Origin of the sequence: Mammaliicoccus sp. RAM2 (assembly GCF_045897195.1) — a bacterium.
GTDB lineage: Bacteria > Bacillota > Bacilli > Staphylococcales > Staphylococcaceae > Mammaliicoccus > Mammaliicoccus sciuri.
Genome location: NZ_JBJNWI010000007.1, coordinates 22,572 through 42,920, shown reverse-complemented (window position 1 = coordinate 42,920; position 20,349 = coordinate 22,572). Strand labels below are relative to the sequence as shown.

Below are 20,349 nucleotides of genomic sequence, written 5' to 3'. Positions count from 1 at the left end.
GCAGTAATTAAAGGAGATGAACACTTGTGATCGCAATGAGCGTACTCGCAAGTGGCAGTACAGGAAATGCCACTTATATAGAATCAGATAAAGGAAGCCTACTTGTCGATGCTGGCTTAACAGGAAAGAAAATAGAAGGTCTCTTTCAACAAATTGACCGTAACATCAGCGACTTAGAAGGTATTTTAGTAACCCACGAACATATCGATCACATAAAAGGGTTAGGTGTACTCGCAAGAAAGTATAAACTACCTATCTATGCGAACAAAAAGACATGGCAAATGATAGAAGTTAAAGATAAAAACATACCACTAGATCAAAAATTTCACTTTGAACCTTATGAAACAAAGACTTTAGCAGGTATGGATATCGAATCATTTAGCGTGTCACATGACGCAATAGACCCACAGTTCTATATCTTTAATAACGACTATAAAAAGTTAACGATGATTACAGATACAGGTTATGTGTCAGATCGCATGAAAGGCATGATACACGGAAGTGATGCCTTTGTATTCGAAAGTAATCACGATGTGGATATGTTAAGAATGGGCAAATATCCATGGAAGACGAAACAACGTATATTAAGCGACATGGGTCACGTATCTAACGAAGATGCAGCACATGCAATGTGTGATGTTATAACAGGTAGCACGAAACGTATCTATCTGTCACACTTAAGCCAAGACAACAACATGAAAGATTTAGCAAGAATGAGTGTCGGTCAAGTATTAAACGAACATGATATTGATACAAATAAAGAAGTCATTTTATGTGATACAGATAAAGAAAAAGCAACACCAATATACTATATTTAAAAAAAAGATATCCCCAATTATTGATTTGGGGATATCTTTTTAGTTTGTGCACATATATACCCACAGTTATACACAAATGTCCACAAACTGTGAATAATATATGTAGTTATCCACTGTTTTATCCACAATGTATATAAATCCGTGGATAAATCATAATAAAATGTATAAAAATAAACGACTTAATATTTAGAAATCGTACAAAAAATTAAAATTGTTGATATAATAATAAAGAAAACTGTGTATAAGTTAATAACATGTGGATAACTTTTAACAAGATGAATAAAGGTGGATAAAAATGAAGATAACAATCATAACGGTAGGAAAACTAAAAGAGAAATACTGGAAACAAGCCGTAGATGAATATAACAAACGCTTAGGTGCATATACAAAGACAGAACTCATCGAAGTAGCAGATGAAAAAGCACCTGATAATATGAGCGATAAAGATATAGAGATTGTGAAAGAAAAAGAAGCGGATAGAATCATGTCTAAAATCAAACAAGACAGTTACGTTATTACCCTGGAAATACAAGGAAAAATGTTAACAAGCGAAGGACTCAGTAAAGAAATCGATAACCTCATGACAAGAGGCAATTCACACATCACATTTATCATCGGCGGATCAAACGGACTACATCAAAAAGTATTACAACGCAGCAACTATGCCCTATCATTCAGCAAAATGACATTCCCACACCAAATGATGAAAGTCATCCTGATGGAACAAGTGTATCGCGCATTTAAGATCATGCGTGGGGAAGCTTATCATAAATGATGCGGTTTTTTTACCCCCTTTGTAAAGGGATTTTGACCGTATCAGAACATATGAGGTTTTAAAAAAGAGTACTTATATTTACTTGAAGTAGATCAAGAATAAAACTAAAAATAGATTGTGTATAATAAAAAAGAAAAGAGGTATAATTTTGAAAATAGAAGAGTTCATAAATAAGTATTCAAATCATCCAGTATTATTTATCGGTACTGGTTTAAGCTTAAGGTACTTAAATAATAGCTATAGTTGGGAAAATCTACTTCAACATATCTGTTATCAGTTAACAGGAAATAAAGAAATATTTTATGATTATAAAGATGAATGTCAAAAAGAAGACTCCTCTTACGACTTCCCAGCATTAGGAGAAAAGATAGAAAACTTATTCAATGAAACTTTAAAAAACGAAAGAGATGGGAATTTTAAAGAAATCAATGATGAATACTATAATTTAATGGAAAATGGAATAAATATTAGTAGATTTAAAATCTATATATCAAAATTATTTAAGCAGCTAAACTTTAAAACTGAGTTTGAAGATGAATTTATTCATATGAAAAAGGCTAGAAAGAATATTGGGTCAATTGTTACTACTAATTATGACAAATTGGTAGAAAACTTATTCGAATTTAATCCTTTAATAGGTAATCAAATATTATTAAGTAATCCCTATGGATCTGTTTATAAAATACACGGATGCATAAGCCAACCTGATAAAATTGTATTAACGAGTGAAGATTACAATAAATTCAATACTAGTTATGAATTAATTAGAGCACAATTATTATCTCTATTTATTCATAATCCAATTATTTTTCTAGGTTATAGCATAAACGATGAAAATATAAGAGATATTTTAGAAACTATTTATAAATATGTAGATGTTAATAGTGACTTATCTGAAAGAATTAGGAGGAATTTTTTACTTGTAGAGTTCGACAAAGGTTCTAAAAATAAAGAGGTTATGGAACACGATATTCAGTTAGAAAATAATAAAGTTATTAGAATTAATAAAATAAAAACTGAAGATTACAGTAGTATATATAAAGCTTTAGGTAACCTAGAACTATCAGTTTCTGCTATGGATATACGTAAAGTTCAGAATGTTGTAAAAGATATTTATATAGGTGGTAAAACTAGGGTTGAAATAACAGAAGATATTGATGATTTAAATAATAATGAAAAAATACTAGCTATTGGTTCTCCAAAAACGATAAAATATGAGTTTCAAACTGTGCCAGAACTTATGCAAAAATATTTTCAGATAGAAGAAGAAGAAAACAAACAAATTCTTGAAGTAATTAATAAGCAAACAATTCAAAAAAATCAATTTTTCCCAATATTTTGCTTTAGTAAAATTAATTCTAAAATTAATAATATAGAAAAATTTAAAAAACAACAAAATAAAAAAATTGAAAACATACTAAAAACTTTAGAAGATCGATTTAAATTAGAGTGTTCTACAGTTGAGGAAATAAGCAACAATTCTTCCATTGCGACAAGTAAAGAAGAGAATGTTCTTGTATATAATGTAATGAATGGAAATATTCCTTTAAAAGATTTAAAAAAGTATCTTCTTGAATTCGAAAATAAAAACAATACTTCATACAAGAAATTACTGTGTGCGTATGACTTGAAAAAATATGGTTCCAATCCAGTTATGAATGAGTAGGTATTAAATATATAGCTTTTTATGAAAAGTTCTTAAATAGCCACATTACATTTAAATAATATGTAGAAGGGTGCGTTAAATTAGAGTGCATACAAAATAATAATAAAATAAAATTATTTTTCGATTAATTTATTTTATTGTGCATTCGCCTATATTATAATAAATGTGTAGGTTTAAATTTTATTATAAACAAACTAATCATATAATATTGATTAATGGCTAATTATAAAGTTGAAATGTTTTGATTAGTTTTATGAAATAATAACATAATAATGTAAATTTTAAAATGTCTAGAAAATGAAAAATTGTTAAGAGAGAATAAGCGTATGCCAAAAAACTAGTAAAGAAAAGGAACAAACTTTAAAAAGAATATTATTTAATATACGTAATATTTTACGTTCATCAGGCAAGACAGATGATAAAGCGAAGTATGCTGACTGGTCTAGTCGCAATGATATAAAAAATCAGTTACGTCGTGATCTTGTAATATTATTACACAGTAATGGATTTCCTTCTAAATGGAATAATGAAATTTTTGAACAAGTATTAGAGCAAGCATAAAACTTCAAAAAATTATCCAGCTAAAAATTATAAATTTTTATTGCTATTGAAAAATTGAATTCAATAAAATTCAGAACTATGAGAAAGGTATTCTATATTATAAGTAACGTAGACCGATAAAACCTATTATGTTAATGATGAGTACTTTATATTCATTTTGAATAATTAATCAAGATTATAATTAGTAGGTTAGTATATATGTATACAAATGAATTTAAAGGTATTTATGAGGCTACTGGAGCAAATATTTATTTCGAATCAAAAGGTAATGGTGAAAATTTATTATTACTTCATGCTGGAATTTCTGATTCACGTATGTGGGACAAAGAATTCCACTTATTATCAGAAAATTATCGAGTAGTTAGGCTTGACCTTCCTGGTTTCGGCTTAAGTGATTTTACCGGAGGAAACTACTCTTATAGCAATATTATTAATGAAATACTTACACATTTAGATATCAAACGTACGCACGTTTTAGCAGCCTCATTTGGTGGGAAACTAGCTATTGATTTTTATTTAGAGAACTCAGAAAAGTGTCTGAGTTTAGCCCTTTTGTCTCCAGATATCAGTGGATGGCAGGATTCATCTTTCTTACAAAATTATGGGGAAAAAGAAGAAAAATTATTACAAGAAGACAAAATAGAAGAAACAGCACAATTAAACTATAAAACTTGGATATTAGCCTATAGGAAATCAGAAGACATCAATCCAGATGTAAAAAAATTAGTTCTTGATATGCAGATGCAAATTTTAACTAAAGCCGAACCCGATTATTCTTATGAAGAAATAGAAACAGAGGATAATATTTTTCAAATTAAAAATATCAAAGTGCCCGTATTACTTATTAATGGTGAATATGATGTTCAAGATTTTCATGATATTTCTGATTTAATGAGCAAAGAAATTTCTTGTGTTAAAAAGGTTACAATACCCAATACAACTCATTTAGCTAATCTTGAATCTCCAAAACCATTTTTCAAATTGATTTCTGAGTTCTTTTCCAATAACTCTAATAATTAACGGTTTAAACAGTTTAACTCAAAAGTAGATATTGAAAATTTCAACTATTTATAAGGTTTAATTATGTCAACTCAAATAAAACGCCAAATGCCTTTAAATTAGGCTTTAGTGTATTCTATTTGGTTTCTGACTATATATAATATTCAAGATATATTTATAATTAATTCCGATTTAATTAAAGGTAGTGATAATGATGATATTTAATCAAATAGACAATGTTAAAAATTACCCTGTTCTGATAGATATCTTAAAAAACATATTGAAAGTTGAAGATATGCTAGCTATCGAAAATGAATATAAAGTAAGTAATAATATATTATTTTCTGTCATTAATAATAACTATATAATTGGTTTAGTAGGTGTATCTAACAGTGATAAAGAAATTGTCATTAAGCATATAGCCGTTCAAAAACATCTTCAAAAGCAAGGCATAGGAAAAGAAATTATAAATAAAATTCATCACTTGTATCCTAATAAAGTAATAGTAGCAGAAACGGATAGAGACGCTGTATTTTTTTATTCAAGGTTAGGTTTTGAAGTTTTGTCTTTAGGTGAGAAATATCCTGGAGTTATTAGATATAAATGTGTTAAAAAGCATTAATTAATCAAGATTATGTTGAAATACTGAAACATTATTAGATTTAAATTAGTATAAATTAGTAAAATACAAATAAATATATGATAATTTGAAGGTGTGAATATGACATTTAAAGAATGCGAAAAACTTAATTTATTAATGGGGAATTTTAACAAACATTGGTTTATTGCTGGTGGTTGGGCGTTAGATTTATATATAGGCAGAAAAACGCGACATCACGAAGATATAGAAATAGGAATCTTCAGAAAAGATCAATTATACCTAAAAAATTATTTTGATGGATGGAAATTTAAAAAAGTAGTAAATGGTCAATTTTATGAATGGGGAGATGAGTTTTTAGAGTTACCGATTCATGAAATATATATAGTTAACGATGAGACTGATGAACATATCGAAATACTATTAAATGAATTAAAAAATAATGAGTGGATATATAGAAGAGATTTAAGAATTTCTAAATCTTTAAATACTACTTACAGTTATACTGAACTTGGCATACCCTATTTAAATCCAGAAATAGTTCTCTTGTTTAAAACGAGTCATACAAGAGAAAAAGATAATCAAGATTTTGAGTTTGTTATAAAACGAATTGATGATAAAGAAAGAGAATGGCTAAGTAAAAGCTTGAAATTATATAATCCGAACCATAAGTGGAATCATTATCTTTAAGTTTAGTTTATAAAAAATTCAATATCCCAATAACACTCTATATCTTTTCTAAATAGATGACCTTTCATAAGTATTATAAATGTAATAGTCACAAATCGCCCTCACCATGTCCAAGATTAAGTAGTCAGGGGATTTTTTTGTTCTAACGAAAGATAATAAATTGGCATTTGATATATAGGGTATATAAGGTTAACAATATATATAAAGTATGTAAAAAATTTTTTAATGAATTCACTAAAATCATGTCTAGGTTTGGAACGCGTAGTATCATTTCAGAAGAGATGAAGAAGGATAGAGATTGTATATTTGAATTTGTCATTTTTACGAGAATATTAGATTCAAACCTAATTAAAAGTAGAATTGTTTTTGATTTTTCATCTAATACGATTGAACTTTTGTAGCAAAGTCGCTAATAAAGAGAAAAGCGTATCACAAGTAATGGGGTTTCTTTAGTAGCTTTGTAATAAGATTTTGGATGTATCTCACTTCAAATCAGATTGGCCACTTATATAAATCATCATGTTATTTGTTTTTGGATTTGATGCTGCAAAATATGATACATTACTCTATGAATTTATGCCATATGGTATTATATTCTCATTTAATGCATTCTTTCTTGTCATTTATCGCAAGTAAAGAATTTAATGGACTTAATTGGATCCACTACCCACATGATTTCATCGTCATTGCAGTTGTTGCATTTCTATTCTATAAATTAGGTACAATAACCTACTTTTAAAGTGTTTATTTCAAACATGCGAAGAAAATTAATAAAAAAAATGAAAGAAAACTTATCTTAAGAATCACAAGAATAATCATTGTTAATTATAAATGTTGTCATATCTATTTGAACACATTAAATTTCAAAGCAGATTGTTTGTAGAAAAAATAGAGACGAAGTGCTTCTTAAGCACTTCGTCGAGAGAGTTATTAAAATTGTTTATTGCCTGATTTATTGAGATTGATATTGAGCTTTTAATTCATTTCTCCACATATCGGTATATTCTGTTCCTTTTTGTAATTCAAATTTCCCTTTTTCAATTTCAATATTATCATCATCCATACCTTTGATATGATAACTAAATATTTCTTCGGGTGACATATTATCGAAATCAGGTACTTCATCTTGTGCTTTACTTGAATTATCGTTTATAGATTGGTGCTCTTGATTATTCTCCGCTATGTCTGACTGGTAATTTGTCTCAGTATTACCTGTAATACTTTTATCTAGCTTCTTTTCAATCTCATGCTGTTTCTCTTCACTGTTTTTTAACTTTACTTCCAAATTGTTTTTTTCCAACTCTAATGTTTTATATTTATTGTAGACAATCAGACCACTGGATAATAAAACTATTACGATTGTTAGAATTGTTATGATACTTATAATTTTCTTCATATATGATACGTCCTTCTAAATTTAGTAATTACCACCCTGGCCATTCTCTCTAGCTTCAACTTGACCACGTAAATAATCAATATAAGCTGGATCTTCGGCAAGTTCATTAACTGCGTTTGCTTCATCTTGAGTCATACCTTCCTTATAAGCATTAATAAATTGTTTATCTGACATGCTTTCTTGATTTGAAGATACTTCATCCTCTGTAGGACCACCGCCAGATTGTGACATAACTTCTTTTTCATATTGCGTTTCATCTTGGGGAGAGGCAAAATCATCAACATAATCTATCCCATTTTCAGTTTTCTTTACTTGATTAATTTCTTCATTAGACGCTTTGTCAGTGTTATTAACATCAGGTTGGCCCGATTTATCTACATGATGATTTTTGTGATTTGCTTTGTCAGTACTTTTGTTTTTCTTGCTACTTCCATTTTTCGATTTATGCTTAACGACTTTAGCTTCTTCTTTTTTAAGTTCTAAATCTTTGTAGCTATGATATGCGTATGTTACTGCTATGACTAAAGTAGTAACTAAAACCGCTACACATAAACTGTATAATATTTTTTTCATAGTCTTTCCCCATTTTTCATATTTTTTAATACTGTATTTTCTTTGTGATTTTATTATTGCTTATCATTATTTTATGAATTCAAAAGTAAACGGTACTTTAAAATCTTCGCCTTTATTTGATGCGATTACACCTAAGATAATGTATATGACTGTCGCAATGCCTATCACAAAAAGGAATAAAGCACCAATCACGATTGCTGTTAGAATTGTAGATATAACAACATATATCCCATAAGATATAATGAAATTTAGACAATTTTTTCCTTGCTGATTAAGATATGTGGATTCATCTTTTTTTATTAACCAAATTAATAATGGCCCAATAAAACTTGTGAAGAAACTAAGTACCCACATAATCATAGCCATATTTTTATCTTCTTGTGATACATTTTGAAATGCTAACGGATTAGCTGAGTTATTTTGTAAGTTCATATATTTTCCACCTTATTTTTAATATTTTAGAATGATTACCATTTGCTTTGTTCTTTTAAGATACGTTCACATATTTCAAAACAGTCTTCTACATGACGTTTTCCAAGTGTATACATCGTGCCATAACTAATTGTGCCTGCTATGACTGCACCCGCAAAAGGAATATATTTAGCGACTTGTTTTGTGGTTACTTTGATGCCTACTTTCTTAAGTGCTTTTGTTATAAGTTCTTTGGTTATGACTTTTCCCGCAAAGTCACTGCCGACTGATGTAATTAACACTGCGATTTTTTGTTTTTCATCACCATCAAGTTCTTCCACCTCTTCCGAAGAAAGGCCAAATTTTTTATTGATTTTCCCAATCACTTCAAGCATAATCCCAATATCAGCTGCTACATCTACACCAGGTACTGGAACAGCTGCCACCGCGCCACTCGCTGTTGATCGTTGTTTTACAATCTTCATGGCAACCTTTTTAGCTTGAAATAATTCTTCTTTACTTTGAATTTTCATCTTATATCTCCTTATATACATATCGATTTTTAATGATTACAATTTGAGAAGTTAAATTTAGTAATGATCAATTGTTTGCCTCAAATATGTTTCATTTAACTTCAACAACTCTGTAATAATTGAATTTTTTAGATTGTCTGGTGAAATAATACGTATTTTGGAACGATATATAAAACTTAAATTCAATGCTTCATCAAATGAAATGTCCATTTGTACGATAAGCTTGTCTTTCGCATATTTTTCTATTAAAGCTATTTGGTAATTTTTGCGTATATATGTCCAAACAGACTTGTCAATTTCTACTGTAATGCTTTCTAAATGTTCTAATTGATTAGTAGACTCAACTGCTTTATTGTTTATTTCAAATAATTCTTGATTAATATTTATTTTACAGCGTTTTTCTTCATATTGATAAAGCAGATGAAAATTGTCCATTTCATATTTCAAAGTGATAGGGGACACAACGATGTCTAATTTTTTCAAGTGGATTCTTTTCTTAAAAAATAAAGCTTTTCCAATTTCGCTTAAATTATTATATTGTAATCCATCAAGTTCTTGTTGCTGTTTGTCGATGATACTTAGTAATTGTGTTTTATTATCTGAATGAAACGTCGTAATGATATTTTTCAAATATTGGTATAAAGCATCATCAATTTTATTATTAAGTGTTAATAAAATTATTAAAATATAAAAGAACGCATCGCTATTTATAACTTGTGATTTTTCTAAAGCATAACTTTCATTTTTATGATTATAAATAACGTTTTTCTTATGACCATACCAATCATCTGTTTCATATAAGTAATTTCGAATTTGATCAATGTCTCTTTGAATGGTTCGAGGACTCGTATTAAATTCTTTGGTTAGTTCAAATTTATTAACAAACTTATTTTGTAATAATCGGGTGTATATTGTAAGTAATCTATGTGATCGATCCACGTATTAATTTCACCACCTTTCCTTACCCATATCATACAAAATGAGTTAGTCATTATAAGTCACTTGCTAAATAATTTATTTTGTAAATTGAGAGTTAAAAATACGTATAAAAGGTATCGTTTCAATAATTTTTCACAATAGGTATTGTGAGAGTGACATTATTTGTCTATATCAGAGAAAATTGTCTTCATTGTTTAACCAAATGGTTTTATTGTCCAAGCTTTTCGTGCATAAGGATTTAAAGGATGCATGATTTCATTTGTTTGAGGGTTTGTTAATATATTGATTTTCTTTTTGTGAGATTTTAACATGTCTAATACATCATTGACTCTATTTTCCACAAGGGGTTTCTTTCCGTAGGAACCCCAAGCCAACAAAACACTGTCGGCTTCTTTGACAGCTTTCATAATATGAATATCCGTATGCTTGTCATGGCTATTTTCGATATGTTTTAAATTAATGGGTGTATCAATATTTGAAAATAGGTTTATAAAATTAACGCCACCATATTCATCTTTTTCAGCTACTTTATTGATAATAAGTTGTGTTGTAAGGTCAACGTTGATAACACCATCATAATGAGGATACATCGTTATAATTGTGAGTACTTCTTTATGAATATCCCAAGTTTTCTTGAGAAGATAACGATGCATTTTATCTTCACTAAATATCGCTTCTGTTTCTAATACACTTTTGATTGATTTCATTTTTATTTAACTCCTTTATTTAATATTCTTCAGGTAATAACATGACATAATAGGAAAAGCCTACATCATCTTCACGGATAACGTAGACTTTATTGATATGGAGAGGTTGTTTATAATTTGTTTTATGAATTTTGACATAATCAGGACGTTCTTGTTTGTGCTTAATATAGAGTTGGTCATTATACATATTAAATTGGAAGATATGAAAATAATCTGCGACTTCATCTTTAGATTGTTCGTGCTCTCTATGTGAAACAATTTTCCATAATTGTTGTTGTAATGCTTCTGGTAAGTTAGAGGCAATACCTCTAGTAATATAACGTTCCATCATGATTGCTCCTTTTCTATATCTTTCATCATTGATATCACTTCGGTAATGACGGTGATACTGATTTCTGCGATATAAATCCATTTATTCATTATTGTGCTGCTCCTTTTCAAGTAGGTGTCTTTGGTCTAGTAGTGGCATAACTGTATTATGAAGATATAAGAAGTCCATATCGTTTGTTTCATCAATATAACCAATAGCAATGAGTTGTTTCTGATAGTAGAGGATAAAGGGGTATATATGACTTGCATGAAGGGTATCAGAGTAGTAAGTATACGTATGAAGTATTTTGTTGGTGAGTGGGCCAAGTCTTACATATTGATCAGGTAGTATGTTGTCGGAGACTTCATCGATTGCTTCACATTTCCACACTTCATTTTTGGGTAGGCTAAATAAATGTGTGATATAGTGCTTGAGTTGTTTTTCTAGTGTCATGGTTATGACCTCCTATAATGTTTTTGATGTATACATGTAATACACCATATAGATAATATATACTTCAAAAAAAGTTTGTTTCGTTTGTGAATCCCATTGTTATTCAGAAAATATCCCAAGCAATATTTGTGAGAAAGGTTGATATGACAAGGAAATCCCGTTATCCCGCTTATTTCTCAGGAAATATAGCCATATATTTATATAATTTAGATTTGTAGGTGTAATTGTGACTTACTTTCCCTTTTTATATTATTTATTTATAAATAATAATGGGATTTCGGGATTACGCATGCGTAATCCTTCTCGTACTTGTATTTATCAAATCCCATTGTCATCCCGTTGGTTTATTATTTAGGGATGTTCTTTTGTCATATCAATAAAAGCTTCACATTGAGTTGTACTTATATGTAAACTGAATTTATAAGTTAGAAAAGTGTTATTGTATGACAAAAGGACAGCAAGTATAAATCTAGCTTGTTTAAGGAAAAAATAAAGGCGAAGCGCTCCTCAGCACTTCGCCTAAAATTTATTCAAGAGAACTATTTATATTTTAATTGATTTATAATTTATAGTGCAGTAATACCACCATCTATAACAAATTATGATCCTGTAGAATAAGAAGCATCGTCAGACCCTAAGAAACATACAAGGTTAGATACTTCTTCGGGTTGCGCAACTCTTCGCATTGGAATTGTTTTTTCGAATTCTTTAACGGCTTCTTTAACATCGTCTTGTTCTAACATTTGTGTTTTTATAACACCTGGGTGTACGGAATTAACTCGAATATTGTATGGAGACAATTCTTTAGCCGCAGCTTTTGTCATGCCTCTGACCGCAAATTTTGTATCTGTATAGCCAATTGCACCACCAACAAGACCATTCATTGAAGAAATATTAATGATTGACCCTTGTTTTTGACTTTTCATAATTTTTGATACAGTTTTGATGCCTAAAAATACAGATACTTGATTAATATTTACAATTTTCATATAATCTTCTAATGATATTTGGTCAATTGTTTTATTGTATGTGATTCCTGCATTATTAACCAATACATCAATTCGATTCCATTTGTTCAATACTTCCTGAATGACATGATTCCAATCCGTTTCTTTAGATACATCATGTTTGATAAATAAAACATCGTCTCCAAGAGAATTAGCTGTTTTTTGACCTAATTCATCATTAATATCAGTTATCACGATTTTTGCGCCTTCAGATATCGCTTTTTTGGCATGAAGTTCTCCCATACCTTGTGCACCACCTGTAATAACGACGACTTTATCTTGTAATTTTCCCATTGTAAAACATCCTTCCTCTAAATTAATATTGTTCATAATTTTATTGTATATCTAACTCAATCAAGAAGCTAAAAAGTCACTTATACTTATAAATGAATATAGAGTGTTTGAAGTAAAAGTAAAGACGAAGTGCTTAGGAGCACTTCGTCGATAGGGATATTATTGAAAAGTTGTTTGATAATTTCATTGTTGAGCTTCAGTGTGACATAGAATTGCTTTTTATGATTACCATCTTTCTGAATATCAATTCGGTCAATTACTGTAAGATATAACGCTTTGAGTTGGGATTTATCCATGGATTCTATGTTTTGAAATATTCGTTGTAATAGGGTAGTGATCTGTTTCATATCACATGATGGCTTCTCTTGATTCTGTTGTTGTTTGAGTTGATTTATTTGATTCGTAATGTCATTCAGTTGTGTTTTATATTTATGGATTGTTTCTTTGAGTATTGTTGTTAAGTCTGGATTATCTTCGATTGTTTTAATTATATTGTCTAGTTTCGCATGGATTTCATCATATTGTTGTTGTTTATAAGCGATATCGTGGTTCAATGCACCAATATCGACTTTATTCTCTTGATTGACACGTTCTAAGACTTGGTTAATGACTTTATCACTTTTGACAATTTCGAGTATTTGATCCATGACATATTTCTCAATCACATCAGCTCTAACGCTATTCGCAGAACATACTTTTGACCCCTTGTTGCGAAAGTTACTACAAGAATAATAGCGTATTCGCTTCTTGGTACCATCTTTCAATGTGTTCGTTGTGTTACTAGCTGCCATTGGTGCACCACATTGTGGGCAGTGAATAATACCTGTTAATAGATTGGTTCCTTTTCCATGAACTTGAGGTTTTTGACTAACTTGCTTCATACGTGAATGTACTTTATCCCATAGTTCTTGACTAATGATAGGTGAATGCTTCCCGTCAGCTACCACAGGAGAATCATTGAGACCTTTACGTCGCTTTTCATTCCAATCTTTATACTTCGCAAATTGTATTTTACCAATGTAGAAGGGATTGGAAAGAATATAAGCTATAGCTGATGTACTGAATGGATTACCTTTCTTAGTGACATAGCCTTTATGATTAAGTGCGTTAGCCATTTTTCGATATCCATGACCTTTAGCATATGACTCAAATATATATTTGACGATATTCGCTTCATGTTGGTTTATCATGAGTTCGTGTTTATTGTCTGGAATTTTCTCATAGCCAAGTGGAATATTGCCTTGGTAATAGCCTTCTTGTGCACGTCTGGTTTGACCCATGAATACGTTCTCGACAATGTTATTGCGTTCGAATTCAGAGAAGCTTGCGAGTATTTGTAACATAAGCTTACCGCTACTCGTATTAACTTCCATGCGTTCAGATAGACTGAAAAATTCAACATTTTGTTTATGCAAGTCTTCGACAATTTTGAGTAAGTCTGATGTATTACGTGCCAATCGGTTTGTTTTGTACACCATGACACAATCGATATGACCTTCATTCGCATCCTTCAACATACGTTGGAGCTCAGGGCGATTCATAGATTTTCCTGAGATACCACGATCAGCGTAAATATCTGTTATTTCAAAATGATGAAATTGACAGTATTCTCTAATCTGGTTGATTTGGCCATCAATACTATAACCTTCTGTACTTTGCATTTCTGTTGATACACGTACATAAATACCGACACGTTTTTGTTTGAGTTGTTTCATATCTGATTCATCCTTTCTTGTTTAGGCGGTTGATGATTGTATCCTTTGATTAACGATGTTTAGTGGCTCATTTTTTAAATAGATTCCGCTTAGTTCTTTATTTTTAGTAATATGAATGACATCAATATAGGGATATAACATGTTTAACGTGAAACTTTTCTGTATAACCTTTTGTAGCGATGCTTTTATACGACTATCACTTACTGCTTGTATAGGCTTATGCTGTACGTTTATTGATTGAGATTGTTCTCTGAAAGTTTCTACATCAATTGTTCCTTGAGCTAATTTTTCAATGAGCTTTTCATGAGTTAATGTGTTACTAGTATCATGCATTCTTTGTTTTTTGAGCTGTTGCCCAATAGCATGTTTGATTTTTGAATAGAGCTGTTGGTCTCGAAAGAATTTTTGGCAAGATTCTAAGACCTGTTTTTCCAGGTTTTCAGCGTTTATGCCTTTAAAATCACATGTGAAACGTGATGCATTCATGTTTCTAGGACAGACATAATAACGTAATGAATGATTTGTTTTTCTAATGGTCATATTTGTAAGGGTTGAATCACAATAAGGACAATTAATCTTTTGTTTCAGTTGATTCTCTGAAGGTATACAATGCAATTGCTTCTTATTACGGATTGTTTGAGCATGTTCATATATTGTTGTCGAAACAATAGGTGGAACCATATTGTTATATTGACCATATTGATTGATGACACGACCACAATAATTAGGGTTCATGAGAATATTTCGTACTTGATAAGGCTTGCGGGTAATAAGTTTATTATCGTCTTCTAAATATTGTGCAATCTTCTTGTAGCCATATCCTTGAAGATAATAATAGAATACAGCTTTGACAGTAGTTGCTTCATCATTATTAATGATGAAAGTACCATTTTGATAGTGATAACCAAAGGGCGCATGTGTCGTTATGAGTTTACCTTGTTTTGCCTTTTCTCTAAGCCCATTTTTGACTTGTTCTCCAATATTATCGGATTCAAGTTCAGCCAGACTCATGAAAATATTGAGTTTTAGACGGTCAAAAGATTTATCCATATCAAAATAGCCATCATGTACACTCAATATATGAACATGGTGTTTCTGACATAACTTGATAAGTGTTAATGCGTTTTTCAAATTACGATGTAGTCTGTTTAGTCGATAACAACACAATATGTCACAGTTACCCTGTTGGATAAGTTCGGTAATCTGTTTGTACCCATCACGCTTGTCTGTACGCCCAGACTGTTTGTCACTATAGAAGGTAATATGCTGAATATGATACCTTTCAGCTAATGCTTTAATCGTTAATTTTTGTGCCGCGAGTGATTGTTGTTTGTGTGTACTTTGGCGTAAATAACCAATTGCTTGTTTCATCGCGTGTCCTCCTTTCATAGTGATAATATATATTTATGAACGAATTTATAGATGAGCCCAACACCAATAAGGTGTTGGGCGTTATAATTAGTCATCAGCACGATTAATTTCTTCAATAACTAAATCGGCCAACAATGTGATTAATTCGTCCATATTTTTCCTCCTAAATTATTAAATTAAGATGCTTTCTACACCAACATTGGAAATATTGTAATAAGATTAATACCTAGCTTATTGCAGAGTCTGTCTAATTCAGGGTAATCTTCATAGGTACCCCAAAAGACGATACGTTTAGGTCTGATTTTCTTAAGTTTAATGTCATTTATTAATTGACTATCATCATCATAGACCTTAGTAATTTTATAATCCTTTTCCTTGCAGAAACTTTTAACGTCATCAATTGGCAAACTTTCTAAAACTTCATATCTTTCGTCTGTAATTTCATGAGCAAAAGCAATTGTATTCATATTTGATTTCCTCCAAATTATTTAATATATGTGCTACAACACCTTTAGATAGGTGTTGTAGCAGTTTGTTTTTTATGACCATTCTTGGCTTATAAATCAATATCATTATTTTTATCCCATTCATTTGCTTGTGCAATCATTTCTCCAAGTAAAGGATGTTGATGTTTAGCATTAAATGGTAAGGGCATATTGGATCCGCTTTTATCAGATAGACCAAAAATATGGGCGTAAGATTTATCAAGCTTAATGTGATAAAACACAATTGTTTTTGATTTGCCTTCTTTATCTTTGACACTACGTTTGGTCGTTTTACGATTCGTATCTGACTGGATATAATCTTTATCACGCAGTGCATCGATAACATTATTCACGTCTTGATATTGATTTTCTTCCAACATACGTTTAAAGACATCTTTAAGCATTTTGACTTGAATACAATTATCCTTTAATTCAATAAGCCCATAATTTTCTACCATGGTTGATAACCTATTATCTTCAGAAAATTTCCCTCTATTTTGTGCTACAAATTGAATAATTGTTTCGAGTGCTTTATCAGCAAGGGATCTCTCGCTTACAGAATCTGCATGATAATGAACTAGGTACTTTCTAACTGCATCCAAATCGATAGGGGTAGCAATCACGCGTTCCAATATACGGGCTGATGTCGTAATGCTTGCATAACGCTTGAACATGCGTATCCCCGTATTACTCGTTTCATTTTCAAGTTGTTTTTTAAACCATTGATGCTCAGTTCTGAACCATTGTATGACTTCTTGTTCACGATTGAGCAGGTACTGGGCGACTAAGGGCATCACATGCCCATAGTTAGATGAGGTTACCTTTTTAATCGTATCAGCGTTTTCAGCGCTTTTAGTGAATTGTTCAGTAATTTCTATAGTTCTAACACGTAGACCATCATTTTTGGCTGAATCTTTAAAAATACTGTGTTCTCCGGTTACTATAACGCTCGTTCCCCAATGGCGAACACTTTTAGCCTTACCGAATATATCTGACCTTTGACGGCCTAATCCTTCTGCAATACTGTATAGAAGTCCAGTAGAATCTCGAAATGTGGCAGAGGATAATTCATCCAGTACAATAGGGACGCCATGATTTTCATTTAAATAACTCTCAATCCCATTGCGTGTTCCGTTGAGTGATTTCATTAATGAATTTTGGCCCTTGTTTGAATTACCCGCCAAACTAGCTAAAAGTGCGGCACTTGTAGATTTACCGCTACTACTGTTACCCATAAAAGAGTAAATTGTGCCTGCAAATTCAACTTCATGTTTTGTTTTTAAGAATGCAGTCACTAATGAAGAAACACCAAATATTACAGCAAGTTCGAGTAACAAGTTTCCTTTTACTTCATCAAGATACATTCGCCACCATCTTTCAAAAGTGCCTTTAGGTTTTAGATCGTACTGTGTTTCACAAATGATTTCGCTAGCCTGAGACTGCCTGATTTCTTTTGAAAGATATGGTTCATCTAATGAAATGACTGTACCTTCTTTAGTATTTATGACACCTACACCTGTATACAATGAAGAAAGAGGTAGTGATTGACGCATTAATTGCAATGCATTACTTAGCGATTTAATGTACTTCTCATTGATGCTAAAGCCATACATGATTAATGAAGGTAACTTTTGCGATGTTAAAATATCTGATGTTTCAATACGCTCAATATTTTGTCCGTTAGAAATTACTAATTTCTCAACCCCAGATTTGGGGTCAAGAAATTTATTTTTAATAATGATTAGACTAGATAAACGTAAAGTCTTTTGCTCATCATTTTTACCTTTCGGTGGTATAACTTCATACCAAGAATCCTCAGTAAGCCAGTACGGATATTCACTAAAGATGATGTTAGTCATTAGTTGTTACCACCTTTCACTCTCAGATAAGTAAGTGGATAAGAGAAATCAACAATGATAAATGGGACATCTCCATGTTTAACTAAATGTGAAAAACGTCTTGCAGCTTCCTGCTGGTCAGCTGTATTACATTGATGATTGACACGTTTACTTAAATCATTGAACTGAAAAACTGTTCCTATTTGTAATCGGAACGCAACACCAATAGCTGCTTTGTATAAATGGTTTTGTGCTTTACTCTTTTGCATTTTACATCTTCCTTTCATATTTGATAGGAATAGTGTAACTCGTATTTATAGACAATATATGTGGGCTTTGAATTTAAAGTGATTTATTTTATAACCTTACAAAATAGGGGCTTGTGTATACATATAAGGTATTTTTAAAAACCACATATAATTTTGGAATTACTGTGATAATGGGTTAAATTAGACAGGTTTTTTCAAAAAAAAAAGATAATACTTATTAAAGTATTACCTTTTATTATTTAAGACGTGTAAAAAGAGAAGCTAAATTTGGATAAATCGAAAATTGGTAATTCATAAGTAATGAATGATTTGATGAATCATTATTTTTTAAGTCATTAAAATGTTGTAGGCTGTTTATATTTAATCCTGCTTGTGTTGTTTTTAAATGACTATCATTTGGATATAAGTTGTTCTGTTCATTAATAGATTTAATAATGCAGTCTAGCTTACTGAGTAATGATTTAAAATTAGCCGTTGAATATTTATTATTTAAATTTGTTTTTATCAATGAAAAAGTTAATTTTTGTAATTTAAGGCTGTAAAATTCTAATAGGTATGTAAAACTAAAGTTAAAATAATAATTCAGAATTTTATAGGCGTATATAGAATCATAATAGGGTATAGTCCTACCTGAATGACATATAACAAGAGTAGTATTTACTATTTCTATCACTTTTTCATTTAGATTAATTCTGTCTTTATTTAATTTTTTCTTGTCATTATGATTATCCATAAGGTTGAAATATTTGGAAATAGATTGATAATTCCCTTGATTAAGTACGATTTCACTTAGGTTGAGGGAGTGGTTATTACAAACTAAATGATAATATGAATTGTTAGCCAAAAATCCATGTTCATTTCGAGTTAAATAGAAATGAGTGACTATTGATATAGTATCTTCTAGTGAGTATGATTTTTGTCCCTCTTTTTTACTTTTTTGTTTTTTTCTAAGAAATTCAGTTAATAGACTTTTGCTTAAATCTTTTTGGGCTAAAGCAACAGTTGAAGGTATAGGGTTCTTTTTATTGCAAGTTTTAATATAGCTATCAAGTATATCATCGAACGAAAAACGTTTGTTAGCATCGAAATTTTTGAAAGCCGGAGTATGAGATAATTCATCTAAATTATTAAAGTAAGCTTTAAAATCTTTCATCTTGGTTGACTCGGGATAACTTAATCTTTTTAGATTGTCATCAAGTTTTTCAGTAGGTATATCAAGATAATTAGAGATGTCATGAGTAGGTTGTTCTATATCATTTTTTTTGAAATTTTTGAAGTCTTTATTAGGGTAATAACTTCTTTTTTTAAAACTTTCCTTAGAATGTTTGCCTTCTACTAAAATACCATCCTTCATAGCTGCATTAAAGATTAAATCTGGATTTATAGACTTACTAGATGAGCTAAGTTCTTTTTTTATTTTATTAACTAAATATGTATACAAGTCTTGTCCATCTTTTAAAATGTATTCCGATGTGTCTGCATTATCCTCTTTTTTACTTACCAATTTATAGTTTGTTATAATATATTTAAATAAGGAGTTTGTCATTACATTGACTAAGTAATTATATGCGGTTCTAAAGTTAGTTTGAGACATAATTAAATAAAAATCGGTTAAATCTATGTAAATTTCATCGGGATTTTCAATAGGGTAGCTGTCTGTAAAAGTAATTTCATCTTGAACTTTTAATTGTGTTAATACATTATTTAATGCTTCAGTTATTAAGGATAGAGTTTCTAGTGAACCTTCATATTTAACTTTAACCATATAAATATGCCTTCTTTCTGTTAAAATTTACTTTGAAATTGATAGATCTCATCGAATACAGCACTCTAATAGTAACTTTTTCTCATATATTACTATTAATAAGTGCTTAAAATTATTATTAACCAAAATGTACCATTTTACAATGTATACTCTAAAGAGTATCTAAAAAGTGATCT

23 protein-coding genes are annotated in these 20,349 nt (G+C 30.3%); 8 read left to right on the top strand and 15 right to left on the bottom strand.

Annotated features, from left to right (window positions below; translation table 11 throughout):
* Positions 1 to 35: 35 nt before the first annotated feature.
* From ACJTHF_RS11090 to ACJTHF_RS11055, 8 genes are all read left to right on the top strand, one after another.
* Positions 36 to 818: an MBL fold metallo-hydrolase gene (locus ACJTHF_RS11090; protein WP_078354894.1), complete on the top strand. Its 783-nt coding sequence runs from the start codon at positions 36 to 38 to the stop codon at positions 816 to 818.
* 295 nt (positions 819 to 1,113) lie between these two features.
* The gene (rlmH, locus tag ACJTHF_RS11085; RefSeq protein WP_025906271.1) at positions 1,114 to 1,593 is read left to right on the top strand and encodes a 23S rRNA (pseudouridine(1915)-N(3))-methyltransferase RlmH; all 480 of its coding nucleotides are present in this window, start codon (positions 1,114 to 1,116) and stop codon (positions 1,591 to 1,593) included.
* Between the two features lie 148 nt (positions 1,594 to 1,741).
* The gene (locus tag ACJTHF_RS11080; protein WP_232157043.1) at positions 1,742 to 3,259 is read left to right on the top strand and encodes an SIR2 family protein; all 1,518 of its coding nucleotides are present in this window, start codon (positions 1,742 to 1,744) and stop codon (positions 3,257 to 3,259) included.
* A 318-nt stretch (positions 3,260 to 3,577) separates the two neighbouring features.
* Positions 3,578 to 3,820, top strand: coding sequence for a type I restriction enzyme endonuclease domain-containing protein (locus ACJTHF_RS11075; protein ID WP_407812620.1), 243 nt, complete (start codon positions 3,578 to 3,580; stop codon positions 3,818 to 3,820).
* A gap of 198 nt (positions 3,821 to 4,018) precedes the next feature.
* Entirely contained in the window at positions 4,019 to 4,840 is an 822-nt protein-coding gene (locus ACJTHF_RS11070) for an alpha/beta fold hydrolase (RefSeq protein WP_232157041.1), read from the top strand.
* Positions 4,841 to 5,033: 193 nt separating this feature from the next.
* Positions 5,034 to 5,441 carry a GNAT family N-acetyltransferase gene (locus ACJTHF_RS11065; RefSeq protein WP_232157039.1) on the top strand — a complete coding sequence of 136 codons (408 nt, stop codon included), beginning with the start codon at positions 5,034 to 5,036 and terminating at the stop codon, positions 5,439 to 5,441.
* A 99-nt stretch (positions 5,442 to 5,540) separates the two neighbouring features.
* The gene (locus ACJTHF_RS11060; RefSeq protein ID WP_232157037.1) at positions 5,541 to 6,107 is read left to right on the top strand and encodes a nucleotidyltransferase domain-containing protein; all 567 of its coding nucleotides are present in this window, start codon (positions 5,541 to 5,543) and stop codon (positions 6,105 to 6,107) included.
* 553 nt (positions 6,108 to 6,660) lie between these two features.
* The gene (locus tag ACJTHF_RS11055; protein ID WP_407812621.1) at positions 6,661 to 6,846 is read left to right on the top strand and encodes a hypothetical protein; all 186 of its coding nucleotides are present in this window, start codon (positions 6,661 to 6,663) and stop codon (positions 6,844 to 6,846) included.
* Between the two features lie 213 nt (positions 6,847 to 7,059).
* Here the strand turns inward: ACJTHF_RS11055 and ACJTHF_RS11050 are convergent, their stop codons facing one another.
* The 15 genes from ACJTHF_RS11050 to ACJTHF_RS10980 all read right to left on the bottom strand — a co-directional run bounded on the left by ACJTHF_RS11050 (position 7,060) and on the right by ACJTHF_RS10980 (position 20,173).
* Positions 7,060 to 7,503 (bottom strand): hypothetical protein, encoded by a 444-nt coding sequence (locus tag ACJTHF_RS11050; protein ID WP_232157035.1) that lies wholly within the window; start codon positions 7,501 to 7,503, stop codon positions 7,060 to 7,062.
* Positions 7,504 to 7,524: 21 nt separating this feature from the next.
* Positions 7,525 to 8,076 (bottom strand): hypothetical protein, encoded by a 552-nt coding sequence (locus ACJTHF_RS11045; protein WP_232157033.1) that lies wholly within the window; start codon positions 8,074 to 8,076, stop codon positions 7,525 to 7,527.
* A 66-nt stretch (positions 8,077 to 8,142) separates the two neighbouring features.
* Positions 8,143 to 8,508, bottom strand: a complete 366-nt coding sequence (locus tag ACJTHF_RS11040; RefSeq protein WP_232157031.1) for a DUF4870 domain-containing protein — start codon at positions 8,506 to 8,508, stop codon at positions 8,143 to 8,145.
* 35 nt (positions 8,509 to 8,543) lie between these two features.
* Positions 8,544 to 9,020 (bottom strand): hypothetical protein, encoded by a 477-nt coding sequence (locus tag ACJTHF_RS11035; RefSeq protein ID WP_232157029.1) that lies wholly within the window; start codon positions 9,018 to 9,020, stop codon positions 8,544 to 8,546.
* Between the two features lie 57 nt (positions 9,021 to 9,077).
* Entirely contained in the window at positions 9,078 to 9,959 is an 882-nt protein-coding gene (locus tag ACJTHF_RS11030; protein ID WP_226046947.1) for a helix-turn-helix transcriptional regulator, read from the bottom strand.
* A gap of 194 nt (positions 9,960 to 10,153) precedes the next feature.
* Positions 10,154 to 10,666, bottom strand: coding sequence for a DUF1643 domain-containing protein (locus ACJTHF_RS11025; protein WP_226046948.1), 513 nt, complete (start codon positions 10,664 to 10,666; stop codon positions 10,154 to 10,156).
* A gap of 19 nt (positions 10,667 to 10,685) precedes the next feature.
* Positions 10,686 to 10,994, bottom strand: coding sequence for a DUF960 family protein (locus ACJTHF_RS11020; RefSeq protein WP_226046966.1), 309 nt, complete (start codon positions 10,992 to 10,994; stop codon positions 10,686 to 10,688).
* Between the two features lie 84 nt (positions 10,995 to 11,078).
* Positions 11,079 to 11,429: an SAUGI family uracil-DNA glycosylase inhibitor gene (locus ACJTHF_RS11015; protein ID WP_226046949.1), complete on the bottom strand. Its 351-nt coding sequence runs from the start codon at positions 11,427 to 11,429 to the stop codon at positions 11,079 to 11,081.
* A 599-nt stretch (positions 11,430 to 12,028) separates the two neighbouring features.
* Positions 12,029 to 12,730 (bottom strand): SDR family NAD(P)-dependent oxidoreductase, encoded by a 702-nt coding sequence (locus ACJTHF_RS11010; protein WP_232157027.1) that lies wholly within the window; start codon positions 12,728 to 12,730, stop codon positions 12,029 to 12,031.
* A gap of 86 nt (positions 12,731 to 12,816) precedes the next feature.
* Positions 12,817 to 14,445: a cassette chromosome recombinase CcrB gene (ccrB, locus tag ACJTHF_RS11005; RefSeq protein WP_232157026.1), complete on the bottom strand. Its 1,629-nt coding sequence runs from the start codon at positions 14,443 to 14,445 to the stop codon at positions 12,817 to 12,819.
* Positions 14,446 to 14,466: 21 nt separating this feature from the next.
* A complete protein-coding gene (gene ccrA, locus ACJTHF_RS11000; protein WP_232157024.1) occupies positions 14,467 to 15,816 on the bottom strand; it encodes a cassette chromosome recombinase CcrA in 1,350 nt (449 codons plus the stop codon).
* Positions 15,817 to 16,004: 188 nt separating this feature from the next.
* Positions 16,005 to 16,283, bottom strand: a complete 279-nt coding sequence (locus ACJTHF_RS10995) for a recombinase family protein (RefSeq protein WP_084756363.1) — start codon at positions 16,281 to 16,283, stop codon at positions 16,005 to 16,007.
* Between the two features lie 89 nt (positions 16,284 to 16,372).
* Entirely contained in the window at positions 16,373 to 18,160 is a 1,788-nt protein-coding gene (gene cch1 / locus ACJTHF_RS10990; protein ID WP_226046951.1) for a cassette chromosome replicative helicase, read from the bottom strand.
* Positions 18,160 to 18,408 (bottom strand): cassette chromosome ssDNA-binding protein, encoded by a 249-nt coding sequence (gene ssb, locus ACJTHF_RS10985; RefSeq protein WP_084756358.1) that lies wholly within the window; start codon positions 18,406 to 18,408, stop codon positions 18,160 to 18,162. The genes cch1 and ssb overlap by 1 nt, the downstream gene beginning before the upstream one ends.
* A 235-nt stretch (positions 18,409 to 18,643) precedes the next feature.
* Positions 18,644 to 20,173: a hypothetical protein gene (locus ACJTHF_RS10980; RefSeq protein ID WP_226046952.1), complete on the bottom strand. Its 1,530-nt coding sequence runs from the start codon at positions 20,171 to 20,173 to the stop codon at positions 18,644 to 18,646.
* Positions 20,174 to 20,349: the final 176 nt, after the last annotated feature.

What these genes read in the sequence shown, in the direction of transcription:
- ACJTHF_RS11010 (WP_232157027.1), bottom strand. Translation starts at nt 12,730, where the DNA reads ATGGGAAAATTACAAGATAAAGTCGTCGTTATTACAGGTGGTGCACAA.
- ACJTHF_RS11045 (WP_232157033.1), bottom strand. Translation starts at nt 8,076, where the DNA reads ATGAAAAAAATATTATACAGTTTATGTGTAGCGGTTTTAGTTACTACT.
- ccrB (WP_232157026.1), bottom strand. Translation starts at nt 14,445, where the DNA reads ATGAAACAACTCAAACAAAAACGTGTCGGTATTTATGTACGTGTATCA.
- ACJTHF_RS11035 (WP_232157029.1), bottom strand. Translation starts at nt 9,020, where the DNA reads ATGAAAATTCAAAGTAAAGAAGAATTATTTCAAGCTAAAAAGGTTGCC.
- ACJTHF_RS11015 (WP_226046949.1), bottom strand. Translation starts at nt 11,429, where the DNA reads ATGACACTAGAAAAACAACTCAAGCACTATATCACACATTTATTTAGC.
- ACJTHF_RS11065 (WP_232157039.1), top strand. Translation starts at nt 5,034, where the DNA reads ATGATATTTAATCAAATAGACAATGTTAAAAATTACCCTGTTCTGATA.
- rlmH (WP_025906271.1), top strand. Translation starts at nt 1,114, where the DNA reads ATGAAGATAACAATCATAACGGTAGGAAAACTAAAAGAGAAATACTGG.
- ACJTHF_RS11040 (WP_232157031.1), bottom strand. Translation starts at nt 8,508, where the DNA reads ATGAACTTACAAAATAACTCAGCTAATCCGTTAGCATTTCAAAATGTA.
- ccrA (WP_232157024.1), bottom strand. Translation starts at nt 15,816, where the DNA reads ATGAAACAAGCAATTGGTTATTTACGCCAAAGTACACACAAACAACAA.
- ACJTHF_RS11070 (WP_232157041.1), top strand. Translation starts at nt 4,019, where the DNA reads ATGTATACAAATGAATTTAAAGGTATTTATGAGGCTACTGGAGCAAAT.
- ACJTHF_RS11025 (WP_226046948.1), bottom strand. Translation starts at nt 10,666, where the DNA reads ATGAAATCAATCAAAAGTGTATTAGAAACAGAAGCGATATTTAGTGAA.
- ACJTHF_RS11050 (WP_232157035.1), bottom strand. Translation starts at nt 7,503, where the DNA reads ATGAAGAAAATTATAAGTATCATAACAATTCTAACAATCGTAATAGTT.
- ACJTHF_RS10995 (WP_084756363.1), bottom strand. Translation starts at nt 16,283, where the DNA reads ATGAATACAATTGCTTTTGCTCATGAAATTACAGACGAAAGATATGAA.
- ACJTHF_RS11055 (WP_407812621.1), top strand. Translation starts at nt 6,661, where the DNA reads ATGATACATTACTCTATGAATTTATGCCATATGGTATTATATTCTCAT.
- ACJTHF_RS11020 (WP_226046966.1), bottom strand. Translation starts at nt 10,994, where the DNA reads ATGGAACGTTATATTACTAGAGGTATTGCCTCTAACTTACCAGAAGCA.
- ACJTHF_RS10980 (WP_226046952.1), bottom strand. Translation starts at nt 20,173, where the DNA reads ATGGTTAAAGTTAAATATGAAGGTTCACTAGAAACTCTATCCTTAATA.
- cch1 (WP_226046951.1), bottom strand. Translation starts at nt 18,160, where the DNA reads ATGACTAACATCATCTTTAGTGAATATCCGTACTGGCTTACTGAGGAT.
- ssb (WP_084756358.1), bottom strand. Translation starts at nt 18,408, where the DNA reads ATGCAAAAGAGTAAAGCACAAAACCATTTATACAAAGCAGCTATTGGT.
- ACJTHF_RS11060 (WP_232157037.1), top strand. Translation starts at nt 5,541, where the DNA reads ATGACATTTAAAGAATGCGAAAAACTTAATTTATTAATGGGGAATTTT.
- ACJTHF_RS11090 (WP_078354894.1), top strand. Translation starts at nt 36, where the DNA reads ATGAGCGTACTCGCAAGTGGCAGTACAGGAAATGCCACTTATATAGAA.